This is a genomic window from Bacillus paramycoides, assembly GCF_038971285.1.
Taxonomy (GTDB): domain Bacteria; phylum Bacillota; class Bacilli; order Bacillales; family Bacillaceae_G; genus Bacillus_A.
In genome coordinates this window covers 1,448,882-1,469,005 of record NZ_CP152427.1, presented here as the reverse complement: position 1 = coordinate 1,469,005, position 20,124 = coordinate 1,448,882, and the positions used below count along the sequence as shown (strand labels likewise).

The window sequence follows — 20,124 nt, the reverse complement described above, 5'->3', positions numbered from 1 at the left end:
TGAGGGGATGAGCATCCCCTCACTCATTAAAGTTTCACTTTATCATAAGCAACTAAGTGTAACAACGCAACCTTTAGAAAGGGCATACTTCTTCTTGTACTTTCACTCATAACGATTCGAATATGACACCGATACCGCATTACTACTTTCTATTGTACCGTTTTCTTTCATTACCGTGCAAATAACTTCCCTTATTAATTATTAGCCCACACGAACTCTTTACAGTTCTTCTTTGTTTAAATAAAAAAGACTCCTATATTAGGAGCCTTTACAAACTCTTAAGAGTATGTTTCTTCTTTCTTTACTTGCTCGTTTACAAGCTCTTTCAATAGTTCTATAATTTCATCATTTTCTTCTTTCAAACCGACAGTAATACGAATGCCATCATGTATACCAAATGCAGCACCAGAACGAACAATATAGCCTTTCTTCATTAATCGTTCGAAAGCCTCATTACCAGGAATACCAAGCTTTAAGAAAATGAAATTTGTTTGAGATGGGTAATAGAATACGTTATATTCCTTACAAAACGCGTAATATTGATTTAATCCTTCTTCATTCTTTTTCACACATTCTTGTAAAAATGCTTGATCTTCTAACGCAGCGAGTGCTACAGACTGCGCTACAGTCGATGTATTAAATGGTAACCTTGCTACTTCTAGTTGCCCAATTAACTGCTCATTACCAACCGCATACCCAATACGGAAAGCGGCTAAACCATATGCTTTTGAAAACGTGCGTAACACCATAAGATTTTCATACTTTTCAAGAAGTGGTAATGTTTGCGGATAGTCTTCTGCCCCCGCATATTCATAATATGCTTCGTCCATAATAACGAGTGCTGACTTAGGAACTGATTCTAAAAATGAAAGTAATTTTTGTTTCTCTACATATGTACCTGTTGGATTATTTGGGTTACAAATCCATACGATTTTCGTTTTATCATCTACTTGCTGTAACATCGCATCTAAATCGTGAATACCATCTTTAAGTGGTACTTCACGAACTTCTGCTCCTTCAATAACAGCATGGTGATGGTATTGCGAGAATGTTGGATTCGCCATTACAACATTTGTTCCTTCGTGTAGTAATGCACGGCTAATCATTTGAATGACTTCATCTAATCCACTACCAAATAAAAGTTGTTCCGCTTTAACACCTAAATGTGTTGCTACTTTTGTTCGAAGTTCAAAAGCATACCCATCTGGATAAAGAGCGTATTGACTCGCTAAAGAAGTTAATGCTTCTGTTACACGCGCTGAGCAACCGAATGGGTTTTCGTTCGATGCTAATTTCACAATTTTTGATAACCCATATTCCCTTTTTACTTCCTCAATATTTTTCCCAGGTACATATGCTCTCAAAGTTAACAATTGCTCTTTCACTCTCATTTTTCTTCCCCCAGTCGTTTTATTCAATTCGATTACAATAAGGTTATAATCTCTCATTGCAATCGTTTATCTTAACCGTCACTATTACGAGGATACCTTGAAACAAGCACTTCTTAGCTCTTAAACCATATCCTTTTGAAATGCCTCTAACGCAATATGAACAGTCTCATCTGGAATAGATACGACATTCACTACCCCATATTCCTGCATAAGCACCATATGAATTGCTCCAGCATTCGCTTTCTTATCTTGTTTCATCAATTGAACGAGACGCTCTACATTCAAATCACTTGGCATTTTTGGATATCCGTACTTTAAGAACCACTGCTTCATCTCTTCATAAGAAAGTTCAACTTTGTATACTTGCTCACTTAAAAACAAGGCAAATAACATTCCAACTGCTACCCCGTCACCGTGAGTAATATTTCCATATCCTAGTTCTTTTTCAAGAGCATGGCCTAACGTATGTCCAAAGTTCAAATGAGCACGTACACCTTTTTCTGTTTCATCTTGCGATACAATGTTTGCCTTTACAGGAATCGCCTTCGTTAATATATGGATTAATTTCTCATCACGAAGATCTGATAATGTTTGCACTTCTTCTTTTAGCCAATGATACAGCTTTACATCACCAATAAGAGCATGTTTTATCACTTCTGCATAACCTGAACGCCACTCTTTTTCAGGAAGAGACTGTAAAAACGGCGTATGATATACAACTGCTTCTGGTTGATGGAATGCCCCTATCATATTTTTACCTAATGGGTGATTAATTGCTACTTTCCCACCTACCGCGCTATCGTGAGCTAATAAAGTCGTTGGTACTTGAACAAAGCGAATTCCACGCATAAACGATGCAGCAACAAAACCAGCTAAATCTCCAATCATCCCGCCTCCAAGTGCGATAATTAAAGAATTTCTATCTAATTTATTTTCAAGAGCTGACGTATGAGCCGCATAGAAATTTTCAAAAGACTTCTCTTTTTCACCACTCGGTACGACAAATGGAAATACTTTTTGCTCTACTTGCAATGCATCTACAACTGTCTGTAAATGCAAAGATGCAACAGCTTCATCTGAAATGATCATGATGTTTGATACAGATGGCTGCATGTTTTGAACGATTGTTGTCAAATGTGACAACGATTCTTTTCCTACATGTACATCATATTCTTTTGATTTTGTTTGAATATGTATGTTTCCCATTAAAATCCCCTCGCATATTCATTATGTTTCTCAATATTTTCACGAATAAGGTCCATACGATCTAATCCGAATTGTTCTATTAAAGCTGTCGCTAATTCCCAAGCTACAACCGCTTCTGCAACGACACTAGCAGCCGGAACAGCACAACTATCTGAACGTTCAATGCTTGCTGTAAAAGGCTCTTTCGTATCAATATCAACACTTTGAAGAGGTTTATATAGTGTAGGTATCGGTTTCATCACACCGCGCACAACAATTGGCATGCCAGTCGTCATTCCACCTTCTAAACCACCTGCGTTATTTGTTCTTCGTGTATATCCATGCTCTTCATTCCAAAGAATTTCATCATGAACTTCACTTCCTGGTCTATGCGCTGCTTCAAAACCAATTCCAATCTCGACACCTTTGAAGGCATTAATGCTCATAATTGCGGCTGCTAATTTTGCATCTAGTTTTCGATCATAATGCACATAGCTGCCTACTCCAATTGGCATTCCTTCCACAATTACTTCAACGATGCCACCGATTGAATCACCATTAGATTTCGCATCATCAATTGCTTTTATCATTTGATTACCAGCTTCTTCATCTAAACAACGTACGGGTGATGCTTCTGTAATGCTTTTTAATTCTTCAATTGAACGATACGTAGTCTCCTTAGCCTGTACACCGCCAATTTCAATTACATGGCCCGCTACTGTAATACCAAGTTCCGCTAACACTTTTTTAGCAACCGCACCAGCAGCAACACGCACTGTCGTTTCGCGAGCCGAAGAACGTTCCAGTACATTTCTCATATCTCTATGACCATATTTAATCGCACCATTTAAATCAGCATGTCCAGGTCTTGGTTTTGTTACTTTCCTTTTCATTTCTTTTTCTTCTTGTTCTGTTAATGGCTCTGCACCCATAATTTTTGTCCAATGTGCAAAATCACGGTTTTCAACAACAAGTGCAATTGGAGAACCTAGTGTCTCTCCATGTCTAACACCACTTACAATTTGTACTTGATCTGTTTCAATTTGCATGCGTCTACCACGCCCATATCCCTTTTGCCTTCTAGCTAACTCTTCATTTATATCAGCCGCAACTATTGGTAGTCCTGCAGGTACGCCTTCTATAATCGTTGTAAGTTGTGGACCATGAGATTCACCAGCTGTAATATATCGCATACGTTATTCCTCTTTTCGTATATGTATTTATCTCGCTATATTAAGCGATGATATTATCCTTCATTACTCTAAAAATATGAAAGAAATTATATAATACATCAGCCATTCGCTTATTCCTCGATAGGCCTTTTACTTTACATATCAATATATCATAACAGCTCAAACTTCGTAACTAATTGAAATAAAAAAAGTGCAAGAAGAATACCCCTATTCTCCTTGCACTTTCTACTATTATCACAGTGATTAAAGCGTTTACAAATTATTTCAAAATAATTAGTAAATCCATTCATTCATTAATTTTGAGTAGTCAACTAATTCTTCTTCTTTAAAGAAAATAGCAATCTCGCGCTCTGCACTTTCTAACGAATCAGAACCATGGATAATGTTTTTCGCAACAGTTACACCGAAATCTCCACGAATTGTTCCAGGAGCTGCTTCATGTGGTCTTGTTTTACCCATCATGTTACGAGCTGTATCTACTACACCTTCACCTTGCCATACCATTGCGAATACAGGGCCAGATGTAATAAAGTCTACTAATTCACCAAAGAAAGGTTTCTCTGTGTGCTCAGCATAGTGTTGTCCAGCAATTTCCGGAGTGACTTGCATTAATTTTGCACCAACTAATTGAAAGCCCTTCTTCTCGAAACGAGCTACAATTTCCCCAATGAAGGCACGTTGTACACCGTCTGGTTTAACCATTAGAAATGTTTTTTCCATAAAAAATCTCTCCACTTCTGAATTATGTATGTAATTGTATATCCCCACACACATATTAACACCCTTATCACAATTGTGCAATAGTTTTGAAATAGAGAGATTATTTTATTTTTTAGAAAAAACACTAAAATTTTCGTTTTCCAATATACTTTGCTACATTTTGTAATGCATACTTCGCTTGTCCACGTGGGAGTGGTTTTATAATTTCTAATGCTTTATGTAAATAACGTTCACTAAACGCAAATGCTTTATCAATAGCAGCACTATTCTTTACAGCCTCAATAATTTCTTTCATTTCATCCGCTGTTGTATTTTCATGTACAGATTTGATTTTCTTACAAAGAACCGGATCTTCCATAGCATATAGAGCAGGAAGCGTAATATTTCCTTGTAGTAAATCTCCACCAGCCGGTTTCCCAAGTTTCTCTTCTGTGGAAACGAAATCTAAAATATCATCAATAATTTGATACGACATCCCTACGAAATATCCATACCAAAACAGACGATTTACCGTATCACGATTCGCGCCAGCAGCAATTGCTCCTAATTGGCAACTCGCAGCAATTAATAATGCTGTTTTTCGCTTTATTCTTCTTAAATACGTTCTTAAATTTTGGTCATAGTCATACTTATCTTTAATTTGTTCAATTTCACCTTTACACACTTCTAAAATGGTATGCGATAGCGCCTGATGCGCCTCAGGAATTTCGATATTTGTTATACATTCAAGAGACTTAGCGAATAGATAGTCCCCTGTATACATTGCAATACGATCTCCCCATTTTGCATTCACAGTTGCGCTACCACGCCGTAAAAATGCAGCATCAATAACATCATCGTGAACAAGAGAAGCCATATGAATAAGTTCTAACGCAACAGCTACATGCTTAATAGCGTCTAACTTATAATTTCCAAATTTACCCGCAAGCAACACAAATACAGGACGAATTCGCTTCCCACCAGCTTCAATAAGTTGTAATGCCGCCTCTTCTACTAATGGCTGTTCAGAAGCAACTGTCTTTTTTAATTCTTTTTCTATCACATTAATATCCGATCGTAAAAAAGAGTACATAAGTTGTAACTTCATATTGTTCACCTTAACCTAAAACTTCTTTTTTCTTTTTTCTTTTTTCTTTTTTCTTTTTTCTATTTTGATTCTGGTTTCATACCTAAATGCATCGCTGCTACCCCAAAAGTAAACGGCTTCACTTGTACACGTTCAAGTCCAGCTTTTTCGAACATATTAGCCAATTCTTTCATACCAGGGAATGTACTAGCAGATTCTTGTAGCCATGAATATTCTTTATAACTTTTCGCAAATAACTTTCCAAATAACGGCATGATATATTTAAAGTATAAAATATACCCTTGTCGAAAACCAATCATTGTTGGCTGAGATGTTTCTAAACAAATTACTTTTCCACCTGGTTTTATTACACGCGTCATTTCTTTTAATACGTGCATATAATCCGGTACGTTACGTAAACCAAATCCAATTGTTACATAATCAAATGTATTATCTTCAAACGGAAGTTCCATTGCATTCCCGTGTAGAAGTTCTACTTGTTTTAATTGTAACGCCTCTACCTTTTGCTTACCGACAGATAACATATTCTCACTGAAGTCTAAACCAACAACCTTGCCCTGTTCACCTACCGCTCCAGCTAGCGCGATTGTCCAGTCCGCTGTCCCGCAGCATACATCAAGCGCTTTACTACCTGGTTTTACATCCATAATGCGCATCGTCTCTTTACGCCACGCTTTATGTCTTTGAAAACTAATTACAGAATTCATTACATCGTATTTATCAGAGATTTTCTCAAATACATCATGTACTCTTTCTTCTTTTGATTGTTGCATGCTCGTACCTTCTTCCAATGTAAAATTGCTTATGTCTTCGATTTATCTCTTAACACAGAGTTTATTTCGCTTATATCTGTGTGATTTTCTAAAAATTGATTTTCTTTCTTCCTCAGTTCCATCATCCATCCATTCATAACTGTTTCTGCGTCTGCTTTATCGTTCAAAATCTCTTGAACAGCTTGAAAAACAGGTGAATGTTGTTTATCAGCGTATAGTTCACATTCTTTTTGAAGACGATTTTTTCCTAATACATACGTTATAAACGGCTTCCAATGCGATAAATGAAAATGATCACATGTTTTTTGTAAGAGTGCAGAATCAATCATTACTACACTTTCCATTATGTCATCCATCGTTTTATGCGCTTTTTGATATAACATTATTTTATGTTCATTAATTTCTTTAATTCCTTCAGCAAGCGCACGAATTAAAACAATATCACGATTCATAGACAATAAGTAATAATATAACCCGCTATAGTAATCACCAGCAAGCACTGTTAGCTGGCGACGTTTATGCGATTCATTTGCTTCTTCCCCTGCCTTATTTGATACTCTTTCATGTGTATCAAGCGCAATTTGAACAAGCATAATCGTTACTACATAATGCTCAATTTGTTCTATATGTAATTTTGCACTTTTTAAAGCACCATATAACAATGCTATTTTCTCTTCATCAATATATGGTTCTTCAATATAGTTTATAAAATAAGGATGGCGTAATTTCTCCATCAATTTCTCTTTTATACCCGCATACCCTCCGTAGATGTCACACACAAAAATCACCCTTGTTTTCTAATTCATAAAACTTATTATAACACATACATTCTATTTTCTATAACCAAAACTTGGCTACTCTTTCCAAACTTCCATCGAATGAAATAACATCTTCCATTCTTTTAAGTAATCTTTCTATTCTCACTCTGCCTTCCTAAAACTATATCATTTATTTACAAAAAAAAAAAAAAGAAAAGCAGTTTCCCACTTTTCTTTACTTCGTTTTAATAAAAGATAAAATTTCACTACGTGCCGCAGCATCATTTTCTAGCACACCACGTACTGCGGTTGTTACTGTTTTTGCACCCGGCTTTTTCACACCGCGCATCGTCATGCACATATGTTCAGCTTCTACTACTACCATTACACCGTGCGGCTCTAGTACTTCCATAATAGAGTTCGCTACTGTTGAAGTAATACGTTCTTGTAGTTGTGGACGACGTGCAATTGTATCTACAGTACGAGCTAATTTACTTAACCCTGTAACTTTTCCGCCTTGCGGAATATATGCAACGTGAGCAACTCCATAGAATGGAACTAAATGATGCTCACACATCGAATAAAACGGTATATCTTTTACTAGTACAAGCTCCTCGTGATCTTCTCCGAACACTTTATGCAAATGTTCTTTCGGATCTTCGTGCATACCTGAGAACACTTCTGCGTACATTTTTGCAACACGCTTTGGTGTATCAAGTACTCCCTCACGATTTGGGTCATCCCCGATTGCCTCTAAAATAAGGCGTACTGCATGCTCAATTTGTTCTAAATTAACTTTTGCCATCCGCTAGCCCTCCCGAAAACCTAAAAGTGATACGAACACATTCTAGCATATTTATGTTTTTAAAAGCAAAAAGAAGAGTTTCCAAAAAGGAAACTCTTCTTCCCTGTTAATATGTAAGGATTATTTAACCGCATCTTTTAACGCTTTACCAGGTTTGAATGCAGGTACTTTACTTGCAGCGATTTCAATCTCCTCACCTGTTTGTGGGTTACGACCTTTACGAGCCGCACGCTCACGAACTTCGAAGTTACCGAATCCGATCAGTTGTACTTTATCACCTTGTTTTAAAGCTTCTAAGATAGAATCAAAAACAGCGTCTACTGCTTTTGTTGCGTCCTTTTTAGAAAGGGAACTTGCTTCTGCAACAGCATTGATTAAATCTGTCTTGTTCATGCCATTCACCTCCTCCCAAAGATAAGACTGTATAATGATCATAAAATGAGTCTTACTTTCATTTGTAGGCAATTTTTGCAAATTCTATACTACAAAGATGTAGATAAATCATTATCAACGCCTATATTATACGATTCTCCTTTATAATTCAATATTTTTAAGGAAATTGTTACTCTTAAAATGTGAAAATCTGATGAAACTTGACAATTTACAACAATATATTAGATAATGACTGTTTATTTTTCTATTTTATATGCAAAAATTAAAAAAATCCCTCTACGATGAGAGGGATTTTTTTCTTATAATATAATCGCAATCAATCCGCCAGATCCTTCATTAATAATTCTTTCTAGCGTTTCTTTTAATTTATATCTCGCATTTTCCGGCATTAAAGATAGTTTCGCTTGAATACCTTCTCGAACAATAGAACTTAGCGAACGTCCAAATATATCAGAATTCCAAATTGATAATGGATCATCTTCAAAATCTTGCATTAAATAACGAACTAATTCTTCACTTTGCTTTTCAGTACCAATGATTGGCTCAAACGTAGACTCCACATCTACTTTAATCATATGAATAGATGGAGCTACAGCTTTTAATTTCACACCAAACCTTGAACCGTGACGAATAATTTCCGGCTCATCTAAGCTCATGTCAGCTAACGCAGGCGCCGCTACACCATATCCTGTTTGCTTTACCATACGCAGGGCATCCGCCACTTGATCGTATTCTATTTTCGCATGAGATAAATCGAGCATAAGCTTTAATAAATGATCTTTCCCTCGGATTTCTACCCCTACAACTTCTTTTAAAATTTGATCATATAATTCATCTGGTGCATATAAATCAATCTCTGCTACACCTTGCCCCATATCAATACCAGCTAGGCTCGCTCGATCAATAAATTCATACTGGCTAAACTGCCAAACGACACGGTCCACATCACGAAGACGTTTTATATCCTTCACAGTCTCTTGAACGGCTTCTTGATAACTTTGGCGTAACCAATGTCCTTCATTTAGCACCATTACCCAGCTCGGAAGGTTCACATTCACTTCTAAAACAGGGAACTCAAATAACGCCTCTCGAAGTACATTGTATACATCTGTTTCTCTTAAACTTTCAACACTCATTGCAATGACTGGGATATCATATTCTTCAGATAAGCTTTGGCGCAATTGCTCTGTATCTGGATGATACGGCTGTACAGTGTTAATGATCATAATGAAAGGTTTTCCGACTTCTTTTAGCTCATTTACGACGCGTTCTTCTGCCTCTATATAATCTCTTCTTGGAATTTCACCAATCGTTCCATCTGTTGTAATTACAACACCAATTGTTGAATGTTCTTGAATTACTTTACGTGTTCCAATTTCTGCAGCTTCATGGAATGGAATAGGCTCTTCATACCAAGGAGTATTAATCATGCGTGGGCCATTCTCATCTTCATAGCCTTTTGCTCCTGGAACCGTATATCCGACGCAATCTACTAATCGAATATTCACTTCAAGACCTTCATCTACTTCAATAGAAACCGCTTGGTTTGGAACAAATTTCGGTTCCGTCGTCATAATTGTACGGCCAGCAGCACTTTGAGGCAGTTCATCCTGCGCCCTTTGACGGTCAGACTCATTCTCAATATTAGGGATAACTACAAGTTCCATAAATTTTTTAATGAATGTTGATTTCCCTGTTCGAACAGCTCCTACAACTCCAAAATAAATATCACCGCCTGTGCGTTCCGCAATATCTTTAAAAATATCTACCTTTTCCAAGTGATTCCCTCCCTCAATATTTTTGGGAATAATTCCACGTTTATAGTCAACTAATACCTTCTCTAACGTTGCCTATAATATCTGATATAATATAATGGTATTCTAGAAGTTCGGACAATATATCATATAATTTTGTCCAATTTCATATGACTATTAAAAAAATACCTTTTGTTTGCATCGCAAGTTGTGTAACATAAAAAACCTTTCTTCTAGAACTTATTCACTAAAAGAAAGGTTCATGACTTATGATTTTAAAAAAATTGGTTCGCCATCCTTTACCGTATACGGCAAAGAATACGCAGGTACAAATGGTGAATCTTTCGAAAGGATATTTCGGATATCTTCTCCCTCCTTAAATTGCCCTCCATTCTTTTTCAACGCTTCATATAAGTCGATTCTATAATCAACAAAAAGTTCTCCTTTTTCATTGGTTACAAACGGAAGTCCTTTACCAGAATAAGGACTTGTCACTTGCGGTACATCTTTATATCCTAGTTTTTTGAAATCTAATTCATACACACCATCTGAAATTACCTTTTTAAAAGGTGGATATTGATGTTCATCTCGATACATCCGAAGCTTTAAAGATAATTCCTGAATTTGTTCAGCCATCCTCACATCAATTAGCTTTACTGTCGGGTTTGTTTCAACGTCTATTAATACGTATTGATATACTCCTCCGCTTTCATACGCGTTCCCTGGCGCTTCTTGTATGTAACGCGGAGAAATTTTTTGAAAATCGATTGGATACTTTTGATAAATAGGCGTATTCATATCCCGCGTCTTAATTGGCAATATCCCACTATTTTGCTCCTTAAATGTCGCAACAGCTTTTTGAACGACCTGTAGCTGATCTTCATAAGGAACAGCATTTTGTTTCATATTTTCTTTTGGATACAGACATCCTGTTAAAAGGCTGATACAACAAAATATTAAAATAATATGGATTTTTTTCACTAGTAATCACCTTTTCATACTAATATAACTTGCTCCGTATGTAACATTTTCGAGACCATCCCCTTTACTGCTGTACAGGTCCACTAAATACAACAAGAAAAATAACAATTCCTGACACAACCATAAGGGTGTAGGCTACCAATGCTGTAATCCCTTTCAAAATTTTATTCTTTATTTTATATCTGCTTAGCAAAATAAAACTTACTGCAAAAAACATAAAGCCAATTGCCCCTAAAGCAAACCACATTTTTATAAGCCCTTCCGACATATACACACCCCTTTTTATTAATCTATTTTTATACTATTTTAACAAATTAAAATCTTTAAACAAATAAAAAAAGAACATTTTACTACAAATTGCGAATATGTAACTTTAATCAATAGGTTTTTCAGCATTTTCCACTAATCTACATAAAGTGAAACTTTAATCAGTGGGGGTTTTGTTCATCCCCCACTGATTATCAGCCCTCACCAATCGGACGTTAACGGACAGTTGATCTCCCACCTAACTTCTTTGCTCCAACTGAATTTTGAGGTGGGAGTTTTACTGTCCGTTAACGCGGGATAAACATAAAAACCGAAGCGAGTGTATCTCTCGCTTCGGTTGACCAAATATGCCCAAAACAGCTCTATTCCCATACTTTCATGGCTATCATATGCAATCTACAAACTCTTTGTTTCTCATATTTTATTTTTTAAACATTTTACTTAACGAGCCAAAATCTGCCGGCATATTATTGTTAATGATCGCTTTTACAATTTGATCCTCTTGTTCTTTCGGCACTTCACGTCCTGCCATAAGAGCCACTTGATGAATCAATTGACGAAGCACAGTCTCATCACGTAAATTCGCATTTTGTACAGATGATGCTAATTTAAAAATATCTTCTTTATTCACTTTCGCTTCTTTTTCAATGTTATTAAAAATGTTATTATCCATTCTTTTCACCCTCTCCTCAAGTTACTCTTCATCCTATGCAAAAATAAAAAAATGGTGAAAAGACCCAAAAAAAATAAAAAGCGACAGAAGTACAAATGTACTTCTGTCGCTTTTCTTTACAGTAAGTCAGGTATAGCTTCCACTTCGTGTTTTCGAACACGTCCCATTAATGAACCTACTGCATCTTTTACATTATTCCCATTAAATAGCACGTCATATAAAGCTGCTGTAATCGGCATTTCAACTTCCATTTTCTCTGCTAATTCATGAGCAGCTTTCGTTGTTCTTACACCTTCTACAACCATCCCCATACTTTCTAACACTTCTTCTAAAGAGTGTCCTTTTCCAAGCATATTTCCAGCACGCCAATTTCGGCTATGGACACTTGTACAAGTTACAATTAAGTCACCCATACCAGTTAGACCAGCAAACGTTAACGGATTTCCACCCATTTTTCTTCCTAAACGAGCAATCTCCGTTAAACCACGCGTCATTAATGCCGCTTTCGCATTATCACCTAATCCAAGTCCATCAGTTATCCCCGCAGCTAATGCGATAATATTTTTTAACGCACCACCAAGTTCAACTCCAACGATATCTGGATTTGTGTATACACGGAAGTAACTATTCATAAACAAGTCTTGTACTTCCTCAGCCGCTTCCATACGCTTCGCCGCTGATGTAACCGTCGTCTCTTGACGTAAACCAACTTCTTCAGCATGACTCGGTCCAGACAGTACAACAACGTCTTTAATTAAGTTCTCTGGAATTTCTTCCTCAATCACTTCCGAAATACGTTTTGACGTACCAGGTTCAATTCCTTTACTTGCATGAATCCAAGTAGTCGGACCCGCTACATATTTCTTCATGTCTTGCAGTACTTCTCTATACGCTTTCGTTGGTACTACAAGAAGTACTACATTTACATCTACTAATGCTTCTTCTAAAGAAGAGTAGGCTACGATTGTGCTTGGCAATGTAATTCCCGGAAGGTATCGACTATTCTCATGTTTTGTATTAATCTCATCCATAAGTTCAGAACGATTTCCCCAAATACGTACATCATGCCCATTGTCAGCTAATACCATCGCTAACGCTGTTCCCCAGCTACCTGCTCCAACTACTGTGATTTTTGTCATAAAATCACATCCTCTCCATTAGTCTCTTGCTCTAGCGATAATGTGAATCGGCGTTCCTACAAAACCAAATGATTCACGTAAACGATTCTTTAAGAAACGCTCATATGAGAAGTGCAATAATTCTGGATCGTTTACAAACACAACAAATGTTGGTGGTTTTACTGCAACTTGTGTTGCATAGAAAATCTTCAGACGACTACCGTTATGTGTTGGCGTTGGATTCATCGCTACCGCATCCATTATTACATCATTTAATACATTCGTTTGAATACGGATACTATGGCTCTCATTTACCTCATCGATAACTGGAATTAACGTTTGTGTACGTTTTCTCGTTTTCGCAGATAAGAACACAATTGGTGCGTACTCTAAAAATTGGAAATGAGCACGGATGTTTTCTTCAAATGCTTTCATTGTTTTTTCGTCTTTTTTCACTGCGTCCCATTTGTTTACAACGATAACGACAGCTCGTCCTGATTCATGAGCGTATCCAGCAATTTTTTTATCTTGTTCAATAATTCCTTCTTCACCATCTAAAACGACTAAAACAACGTCAGAACGTTCAATCGCTCTTAATGCACGAAGTACACTATACTTTTCTGTACTTTCATACACTTTCCCTTTTTTACGCATACCAGCTGTATCGATAATTACATAATCTTTTCCGTCTTTACTATATGGTGTATCGACAGCATCACGAGTTGTTCCTGCTACATTACTAACAATTACACGCTCTTGACCAAGAAGAGCATTTACAAGTGATGATTTCCCTACGTTTGGACGTCCAATTAAAGAGAAGCGAATTGTATCTTCATCATATCCGTCTTCTTCAATCTTTGGAAAATGCTGTGCAGCTTCGTCTAATAAGTCACCTAATCCTAATCCATGTGTACCTGAAATTGGGAATGGCTCACCAAATCCTAATGCATAGAAATCATAAATGTCACTGCGCATTTCCGGATTGTCCACTTTATTTACTGCAAGTACAACTGGTTTATTTGAACGATATAATATTTTCGCAACTTCTTCATCAGCTGCTGTTACACCGTCACGACCATTTGTCATAAAAATGATAACATCTGCTTCATCAATCGCTACTTCAGCTTGTTGACGAATTTGTGTCAAAAATGGCTCGTCTCCAATATCAATCCCACCTGTATCAATAATGTTAAATTCATGATTTAACCATTCTCCAGCGCTATAAATACGATCGCGCGTTACACCTGGAATATCTTCTACGATTGAAACTCTCTCTCCAACAATTCTATTGAAAATAGTAGATTTCCCTACGTTCGGGCGGCCTACTATTGCTATTACTGGTTTCGGCATATACTTTCATCCTTTCAACTTGCTTCTGTTTATTATGTAAAAAACCCTTCTTTGTGCAAGAAGGGATTTGCATTCCAGAATATTTCTCAACGTATCAAAACACCTCACATTATAACACACGTTGCTAATGTTTCACAATAATATATACATTCTCTTGTAAGCGATGCGCAATACCGTCTAAAATTGCTTCTAAATTATTTGCAACAAATTCTAATTCCTCTGTCGATTCACAAGTAAACAAAGGGGCACCACCAGCAAATTTCTCCGGCGCTGTTGTAATAACCGCTAAAATTACACTTTCTAACATCATCCCTTATCTCCCCTTCCTTTCGGGGCTTCCGATGACATATGAACAGCACTTTCTAACGTCGGCACATTCCCTATGACACCTATTGCTTTCTCCGCATCTTGATCTTGTGGCAAGACAAAGATTCCAACCCTTCCATCCTCTAAATCACGCTTCGCTAACGGTACAAGCGCCGGTGTTCCAGAATCTCTATAAATTCCTAAAGCAACAGAAACATCATGTAAAATAGCCTGTCGTTGTCCTAAGTTGGAGATTGTCACCATCGCATCAATTGTTTTCGGCTTTAAAATAAAACCCATCCCATACTTCATAATTTCCTCTTGTCTTGCTGGCAATCCAATATTCATAATGTAAATGTTATCAATATACAGCCCTGCTCCTTCAAACCGAAGCGGAACATGCTCGATATCAACAAGATCATGTAACCTTCTGCCAGACATTAATTTTTTCGCGATCAAAAATGCGATGATCGCCATAATTACTCCAGCAATCCATGAACGAAACCCTATATACGCAAACGTCGTCACAAACGACGTTAACATCGCCAAATAGTTGCGACTTTCAAAAACTAATGCAATTCCTTCAATGTATGTATTCCCACGCGGTACGAGCTCATAACCATCTAATTGTTGCAATGTATTTCTTTCCATATTACGCACATCACGAAACTGTGTTGCTGCCAACGTAAGAAACGTAATGGCAGAAAAATCTTTTTTCAAAATGGACGGAATCGCAATAGCTCCTAAAGCAGCTGCAATTAACCCCATCGCAATGTGAATAATTTTCCCATGTAGTCTCGTAGGATATTGCCGTGTATCCGTCCTGAGCATTAACACTCTCGTTACTGTCCCTGCTATTACGCCGCATAAAATGGCCGGTGTATATTCAGTCATGTATTACCCTCGCCTTTCTTTTACGTGTTTTTCTCTTGAACTGTTCCATATATACTGATGCTTTTGCAATCCAAAACAAAATTGCCATGAAAAATGTAGAAACGGCGACGATATCAAAAAACGCTAAACTTCCGTAATTATAAGGGAAATGTAGTTTCCGAAAAATAAGTGTCACTAGCAATTCCCCCTGCAACATCCCTATATAAAGAGAACACAATCGTAATATGCGATCCTCGTGTAATAAAACCGATGCATACACAAGAACGCTACTTAATAAAAACAACCTGTCCACCACAATCCAAATTGGATCATATACTTCTAACAAATGAAAACTTGTATATAACATTGCAATAATAAGTGCCGAAAGTAAGCTATATAATTTTTTCCGAATAGAATAAAGCGTGATTCCTATAAAAGCGACAATACAAAGCAAAATTGCATTTACTGATACCGTGAATGAAGCAATCGTTACATGTAACGGAGAGCAAATAATAAAAATCAATATACAGGTGCTTGTCTTCCACCGAATAGAGTCCTTTTTCATAAAAAAAGTTACGACGATCCACCCTATCCAAGCTATAAAATAAAAAGTACTCCCTTCCATCATTTCACCTCCTATGTTTTCCATTATGGGAACTTTTTATGAAAGTTAATCCACTTTCTTCACGCATAGTTTTTTCATATAACAGCAACACTTTTAACAAGGAGGTGCTATTCATTATGGGTAAAGATCGTCAAGAACGAAAACTAAGAGAATCACGCCGCGTTGAATCTGACCGTGACCAATCACTACAATATCCGGGAGCTACTGGACTGGATACACCAGAGCAAGCTCGTAAGCAGAATCAGCACTAATGAATACAAAAAGACGGTTTCGATATTGTACGAAACCGTCTTTTACATATTTCTTTATAATTTATATTTATATCGAAATAACATTTCCTATACAAAACTTTCTACGCTTTATTTTTATCTACGCCCTTTTCTTTTGACACAATTAAACCTCCTTCAATGATTCAATAGCACATTATTCACATTTTTCAGTCGCACCTTTCACAAGATACTGTTTACATATAGGAATATTTTCATTTTTCTAGAATATCAATTCCATTCCTCACTTTATATTACTAAAACGATTAGAAAACAAAAAAAACCAACCAAACGGTTGATTTTTTATCTTCTACTATAATGCGTCGTATCAATACCACGCTGCGTTAACCAATGATATGTTTCGCCCTTTACAACAAGAGGTACAGCCTGTAACTCTTCTATCGTCTTTGCGCCAAGAGCTGTCATAATAAATTTCAAATCTGTATGTAGAAGATCAATTTCATCCCCTAACTTCTCGATACCATCTTGTATTAAAATACGTAAAAAGTAACCAGCAAACGCAGTTGTATTCGCCCCTAATGCGATTGCTTTCGCTACGTCAAGCGCTGTTTGTATACCCCCAGATGCAATAAAAGAGAGGTTATTTTTTATAGAGGTTGCTTCAATAATCGAGGTAGCTGTTTGTATGCCCCAGTTATTAAAATAAGAAAGCATTCGCTGTCTTCTTTCATTTTCAACAGCAGCAAAATTCGTACCACCTTGTCCGCCAATATCAATTGCCGTTACACCTACGCTCGCTAACTGTTGCATTGTTTCCTTACTCATCCCAAATCCAACTTCTTTCACAATGACAGGAACTTTACTATTTAAAACAATTTTCTCAATGCGCTGAAGTACACCAGTAAAGTCACGGTCTCCTTCTGGCATCGTTAACTCTTGTATGACATTTAAATGAATTTGCAATGCATTCGCTTCAATCATATCAACAGCACGCTCTGCCTGTTCGATAGTTGCCTCACTACCTAAATTAGCAAAGAAAATACCATTTGGATTTACCTTTCTGATAATCTTATAAGAAGCAGCCTCACTTTCATCTTTTAACGCCGCCATTTGCGAGCCTACAGCCATAGCAAGGTTATGATGTTTCGCTACATATGCTAATTGCTCATTAATATGTAACGTTTTCTCTCCTCCACCACCAGTCATCGCATTGATAAAAATCGGCGAACTTAGTGAAAGTTCGCCGATTTTTGTTTCACATGTTATTGTTTCATAATTTGAATTTGGCAAGCTTTGATGCACAAAATCAATATCATGAAAGCCATGCGTACGAGACTGACCAGTAGAAAGAGCGTATTCAATATGATCTAATTTACGTTTTGCCCTTACCACTTGTACCCCTCTTTATTTCTTTAATTTTTTCAGTTGTTCACCAATAATATCACTTAATTGGAAAGTAGCAGAATCAGCATTTGGTTCATACTGACTGTAATCTTCAATTACATTATTTTCCTCAAGCGCTTCTTTTATACTTAAAGAAATACGTTTCTCTGCTACATGGACTTCAAGTACTTTCACTTTTACTTCTTGTCCCATTTCCAATACTTCATTTGGATTTTTCACGTGACGATTTGCAATTTGAGATACGTGTACAAGACCTTCAACACCAGGTAAAACTTCTACGAATGCACCGAATGTAACAAGACGTTTTACGACCCCTTCACGAATATCTCCAGCTTTTAGTTCGCCAGCAACATTTTCCCAAGGTCCTGGTTGAGCTGCTTTAATTGATAAAGAGATACGTTGTGTATCAGCATCAACAGATAGCACCTTAACCTTCACCTTTTGACCTTGCTCTAATACTTCAGAAGGTTGCTCTACACGTTCGTGTGAAATTTGCGAAATATGAACTAAACCGTCCACACCACCAACATTAACGAACGCACCAAAATCAGTTAATCGTTGTACTGTTCCTTCAACAACGTCCCCTTCTTTTAGTGAAGAGATCGCTTCTTTTTTCTTAGAATCTAGTTCTAACTCTACTACTGCTTTATGTGAAAGGATTACACGATTTTTTTCGCGGTCTAATTCAACAATTTTCACAGCTAACGTTTTACCTTTATAGTCAGTAAAATCTTCTACATAATGTACTTCTACAAGTGAAGCTGGGATAAAACCACGAACACCAAGGTCCACAACTAATCCACCATTCACAATATCTTTTACAGTAACATCAAACACATGACCAGAAGTGAATTTCTCTTGTAATTCTACCCATGCTTTTTCTGCATCAACAGCACGTTTAGATAAGACAAGATCATCTTCTTCTAATTTAATAACCTTTAATTCTAGTATTTGATCTAATTCTACAACATCGCTTGCTTTTTCAATATGAACGTTAGCTAATTCACTAATTGGAATTACGCCATCTGTTTTGTATCCAACATTTACAAGCACTTGTTTCTCTTCAACTTTCGTTACAGAACCTGTAACAACGTCACCAACTTGTAATTCTTTTGAATCCATAACTTCTTCATTCATTTTCTCTACCATGGAAATACCTCCCTACAGAATTGACAAAGCATTTTTTATGTATATACGAAATGAAAACAATTGTTTTCATTTGCATGTTTAAGAATTTATCATCACATACTCAGGTTTCATACATTTCACTAGAAAATATATTAAACCTATATAAATAGTATACAGCAAAATCATCTTGAAGAAAGTATGTTTTGAAATATAATAGCGAATATATTCTGAAAGTTTTATCTCTCTTTTACTAACTTCTTACAAATCCGATCATTTGTCAAGGAAAGAGACTCACAATTCACGTATCCTTTACATTTCTATAGAAACAAAAAAAGAAAGAGACTATCCTCTTTCTTTATTTTGCAAACACCCCTGAAACAATACTCATAATTTTTTGGACAACTTCCTCAATTGATAAAGAAGTTGTATCTAATTCCAATGCATCATCAGCCTTTTTGAGAGGAGAAACTTCGCGTTCTGAATCTAATTTATCACGCTGAGCGATTTCTTCTTTTAACTGCTCTAAATTAGAATCGAAACCTTTATTCATATTTTCTAAATGTCTTCTTTCTGCTCTTTCTTCAACAGAAGCAAGCATAAAGATTTTCACTTCAGCATCTGGTAAAACATGTGTACCAATATCACGGCCATCCATTACAACGCCGCCTTTTTCTGCTAACTCTTGTTGACGACGTACCATTTCTTCACGAACAAGACGATGTTTTGCCACAATCGATACTCGATTCGTAACCTCTGGTGTACGAATCACTTCCGAAACATCTTGTCCATTTAAAAATACAAGTTGTGTATTTTCTCCTTGCTGAAACTCAATTTTCACATTTTTTACAACTTCCATTAACTGCTCTTCATTTTCAATGTCCACTTTTTTCTCAAGGGCTGCATATGTAATCGCACGATACATTGCACCTGTATCAATATAAACGTAAGAAAGCTTTTTCGCTACAACTTTCGCAACTGTACTTTTTCCAGCAGCCGCTGGACCATCTATAGCAATTGAAATTTGTTTATCCATTGTAACACCTCATTTTTTCACTTATAAAACAAAACGAAAAGCAGGTATTCTCCTGCTTCTTCTCATTTGCTTCACGTCAT

The 20,124-nt window shown here is 36.6% G+C and carries 22 protein-coding genes; 1 reads left to right on the top strand and 21 read right to left on the bottom strand.

Features of this window, described 5'->3' with window-relative positions; genetic code table 11:
* Positions 1–278: 278 nt before the first annotated feature.
* The 18 genes from hisC to AAG068_RS07565 form a co-directional block, all read right to left on the bottom strand.
* Positions 279–1,391: a histidinol-phosphate transaminase gene (gene hisC, locus AAG068_RS07650; RefSeq protein ID WP_342719719.1), complete on the bottom strand. Its 1,113-nt coding sequence runs from the start codon at positions 1,389–1,391 to the stop codon at positions 279–281.
* Positions 1,392–1,511: 120 nt separating this feature from the next.
* The gene (aroB, locus tag AAG068_RS07645) at positions 1,512–2,597 is read right to left on the bottom strand and encodes a 3-dehydroquinate synthase (protein ID WP_342718784.1); all 1,086 of its coding nucleotides are present in this window, start codon (positions 2,595–2,597) and stop codon (positions 1,512–1,514) included.
* Positions 2,597–3,769 carry a chorismate synthase gene (aroC, locus tag AAG068_RS07640; protein ID WP_342718783.1) on the bottom strand — a complete coding sequence of 391 codons (1,173 nt, stop codon included), beginning with the start codon at positions 3,767–3,769 and terminating at the stop codon, positions 2,597–2,599. Before aroC ends, aroB begins: the two co-directional genes overlap by 1 nt.
* Before the next feature lie 273 nt (positions 3,770–4,042).
* A complete protein-coding gene (gene ndk / locus AAG068_RS07635) occupies positions 4,043–4,489 on the bottom strand; it encodes a nucleoside-diphosphate kinase (protein ID WP_000415885.1) in 447 nt (148 codons plus the stop codon).
* 124 nt (positions 4,490–4,613) lie between these two features.
* Entirely contained in the window at positions 4,614–5,576 is a 963-nt protein-coding gene (gene hepT, locus AAG068_RS07630; protein WP_098670520.1) for a heptaprenyl diphosphate synthase component II, read from the bottom strand.
* Positions 5,577–5,635: 59 nt separating this feature from the next.
* Positions 5,636–6,349 (bottom strand): 2-heptaprenyl-1,4-naphthoquinone methyltransferase, encoded by a 714-nt coding sequence (gene menG / locus AAG068_RS07625; RefSeq protein ID WP_342718781.1) that lies wholly within the window; start codon positions 6,347–6,349, stop codon positions 5,636–5,638.
* A 29-nt stretch (positions 6,350–6,378) separates the two neighbouring features.
* Positions 6,379–7,128: a heptaprenyl diphosphate synthase component 1 gene (locus tag AAG068_RS07620; RefSeq protein WP_342718780.1), complete on the bottom strand. Its 750-nt coding sequence runs from the start codon at positions 7,126–7,128 to the stop codon at positions 6,379–6,381.
* A gap of 214 nt (positions 7,129–7,342) precedes the next feature.
* On the bottom strand, positions 7,343–7,912 hold the full coding sequence (folE, locus tag AAG068_RS07615) for a GTP cyclohydrolase I FolE (protein WP_001151482.1): 570 nt from the start codon (positions 7,910–7,912) through the stop codon (positions 7,343–7,345).
* 120 nt (positions 7,913–8,032) lie between these two features.
* Positions 8,033–8,305: an HU family DNA-binding protein gene (locus AAG068_RS07610; protein ID WP_001043860.1), complete on the bottom strand. Its 273-nt coding sequence runs from the start codon at positions 8,303–8,305 to the stop codon at positions 8,033–8,035.
* 299 nt (positions 8,306–8,604) lie between these two features.
* Positions 8,605–10,083 carry a stage IV sporulation protein A gene (gene spoIVA / locus AAG068_RS07605; protein ID WP_000416519.1) on the bottom strand — a complete coding sequence of 493 codons (1,479 nt, stop codon included), beginning with the start codon at positions 10,081–10,083 and terminating at the stop codon, positions 8,605–8,607.
* Between the two features lie 243 nt (positions 10,084–10,326).
* Positions 10,327–11,040 carry a hypothetical protein gene (locus AAG068_RS07600; RefSeq protein WP_342718779.1) on the bottom strand — a complete coding sequence of 238 codons (714 nt, stop codon included), beginning with the start codon at positions 11,038–11,040 and terminating at the stop codon, positions 10,327–10,329.
* A gap of 64 nt (positions 11,041–11,104) precedes the next feature.
* Positions 11,105–11,308, bottom strand: a complete 204-nt coding sequence (locus AAG068_RS07595; protein WP_001288997.1) for a DUF2768 domain-containing protein — start codon at positions 11,306–11,308, stop codon at positions 11,105–11,107.
* 420 nt (positions 11,309–11,728) lie between these two features.
* The gene (locus AAG068_RS07590) at positions 11,729–11,980 is read right to left on the bottom strand and encodes a stage VI sporulation protein F (protein ID WP_000369753.1); all 252 of its coding nucleotides are present in this window, start codon (positions 11,978–11,980) and stop codon (positions 11,729–11,731) included.
* A 116-nt stretch (positions 11,981–12,096) separates the two neighbouring features.
* A complete protein-coding gene (locus tag AAG068_RS07585) occupies positions 12,097–13,119 on the bottom strand; it encodes an NAD(P)H-dependent glycerol-3-phosphate dehydrogenase (protein ID WP_029440681.1) in 1,023 nt (340 codons plus the stop codon).
* 18 nt (positions 13,120–13,137) lie between these two features.
* A complete protein-coding gene (gene der / locus AAG068_RS07580; protein WP_098521192.1) occupies positions 13,138–14,448 on the bottom strand; it encodes a ribosome biogenesis GTPase Der in 1,311 nt (436 codons plus the stop codon).
* A 124-nt stretch (positions 14,449–14,572) separates the two neighbouring features.
* A complete protein-coding gene (locus tag AAG068_RS07575) occupies positions 14,573–14,758 on the bottom strand; it encodes a capping complex subunit for YIEGIA (protein WP_061677809.1) in 186 nt (61 codons plus the stop codon).
* A complete protein-coding gene (locus AAG068_RS07570; RefSeq protein WP_166702163.1) occupies positions 14,755–15,648 on the bottom strand; it encodes a YIEGIA family protein in 894 nt (297 codons plus the stop codon). Before AAG068_RS07570 ends, AAG068_RS07575 begins: the two co-directional genes overlap by 4 nt.
* Positions 15,641–16,252 carry a YphA family membrane protein gene (locus AAG068_RS07565; protein WP_342719718.1) on the bottom strand — a complete coding sequence of 204 codons (612 nt, stop codon included), beginning with the start codon at positions 16,250–16,252 and terminating at the stop codon, positions 15,641–15,643. Before AAG068_RS07565 ends, AAG068_RS07570 begins: the two co-directional genes overlap by 8 nt.
* Positions 16,253–16,368: 116 nt before the next feature.
* On the opposite strand from AAG068_RS07565, the gene AAG068_RS07560 reads away from it, so the two are divergent.
* Positions 16,369–16,503 (top strand): YpzI family protein, encoded by a 135-nt coding sequence (locus AAG068_RS07560; protein ID WP_000513900.1) that lies wholly within the window; start codon positions 16,369–16,371, stop codon positions 16,501–16,503.
* 318 nt (positions 16,504–16,821) lie between these two features.
* Here AAG068_RS07560 and AAG068_RS07555 read toward each other — a convergent pair whose 3' ends face one another.
* From AAG068_RS07555 to cmk, 3 genes are all read right to left on the bottom strand, one after another.
* Entirely contained in the window at positions 16,822–17,871 is a 1,050-nt protein-coding gene (locus AAG068_RS07555) for a type 2 isopentenyl-diphosphate Delta-isomerase (RefSeq protein WP_342718778.1), read from the bottom strand.
* Positions 17,872–17,883: 12 nt separating this feature from the next.
* Positions 17,884–19,032: a 30S ribosomal protein S1 gene (gene rpsA / locus AAG068_RS07550; RefSeq protein ID WP_342718777.1), complete on the bottom strand. Its 1,149-nt coding sequence runs from the start codon at positions 19,030–19,032 to the stop codon at positions 17,884–17,886.
* Positions 19,033–19,366: 334 nt separating this feature from the next.
* Positions 19,367–20,044, bottom strand: a complete 678-nt coding sequence (gene cmk, locus AAG068_RS07545; protein ID WP_342718776.1) for a (d)CMP kinase — start codon at positions 20,042–20,044, stop codon at positions 19,367–19,369.
* Positions 20,045–20,124: the final 80 nt, after the last annotated feature.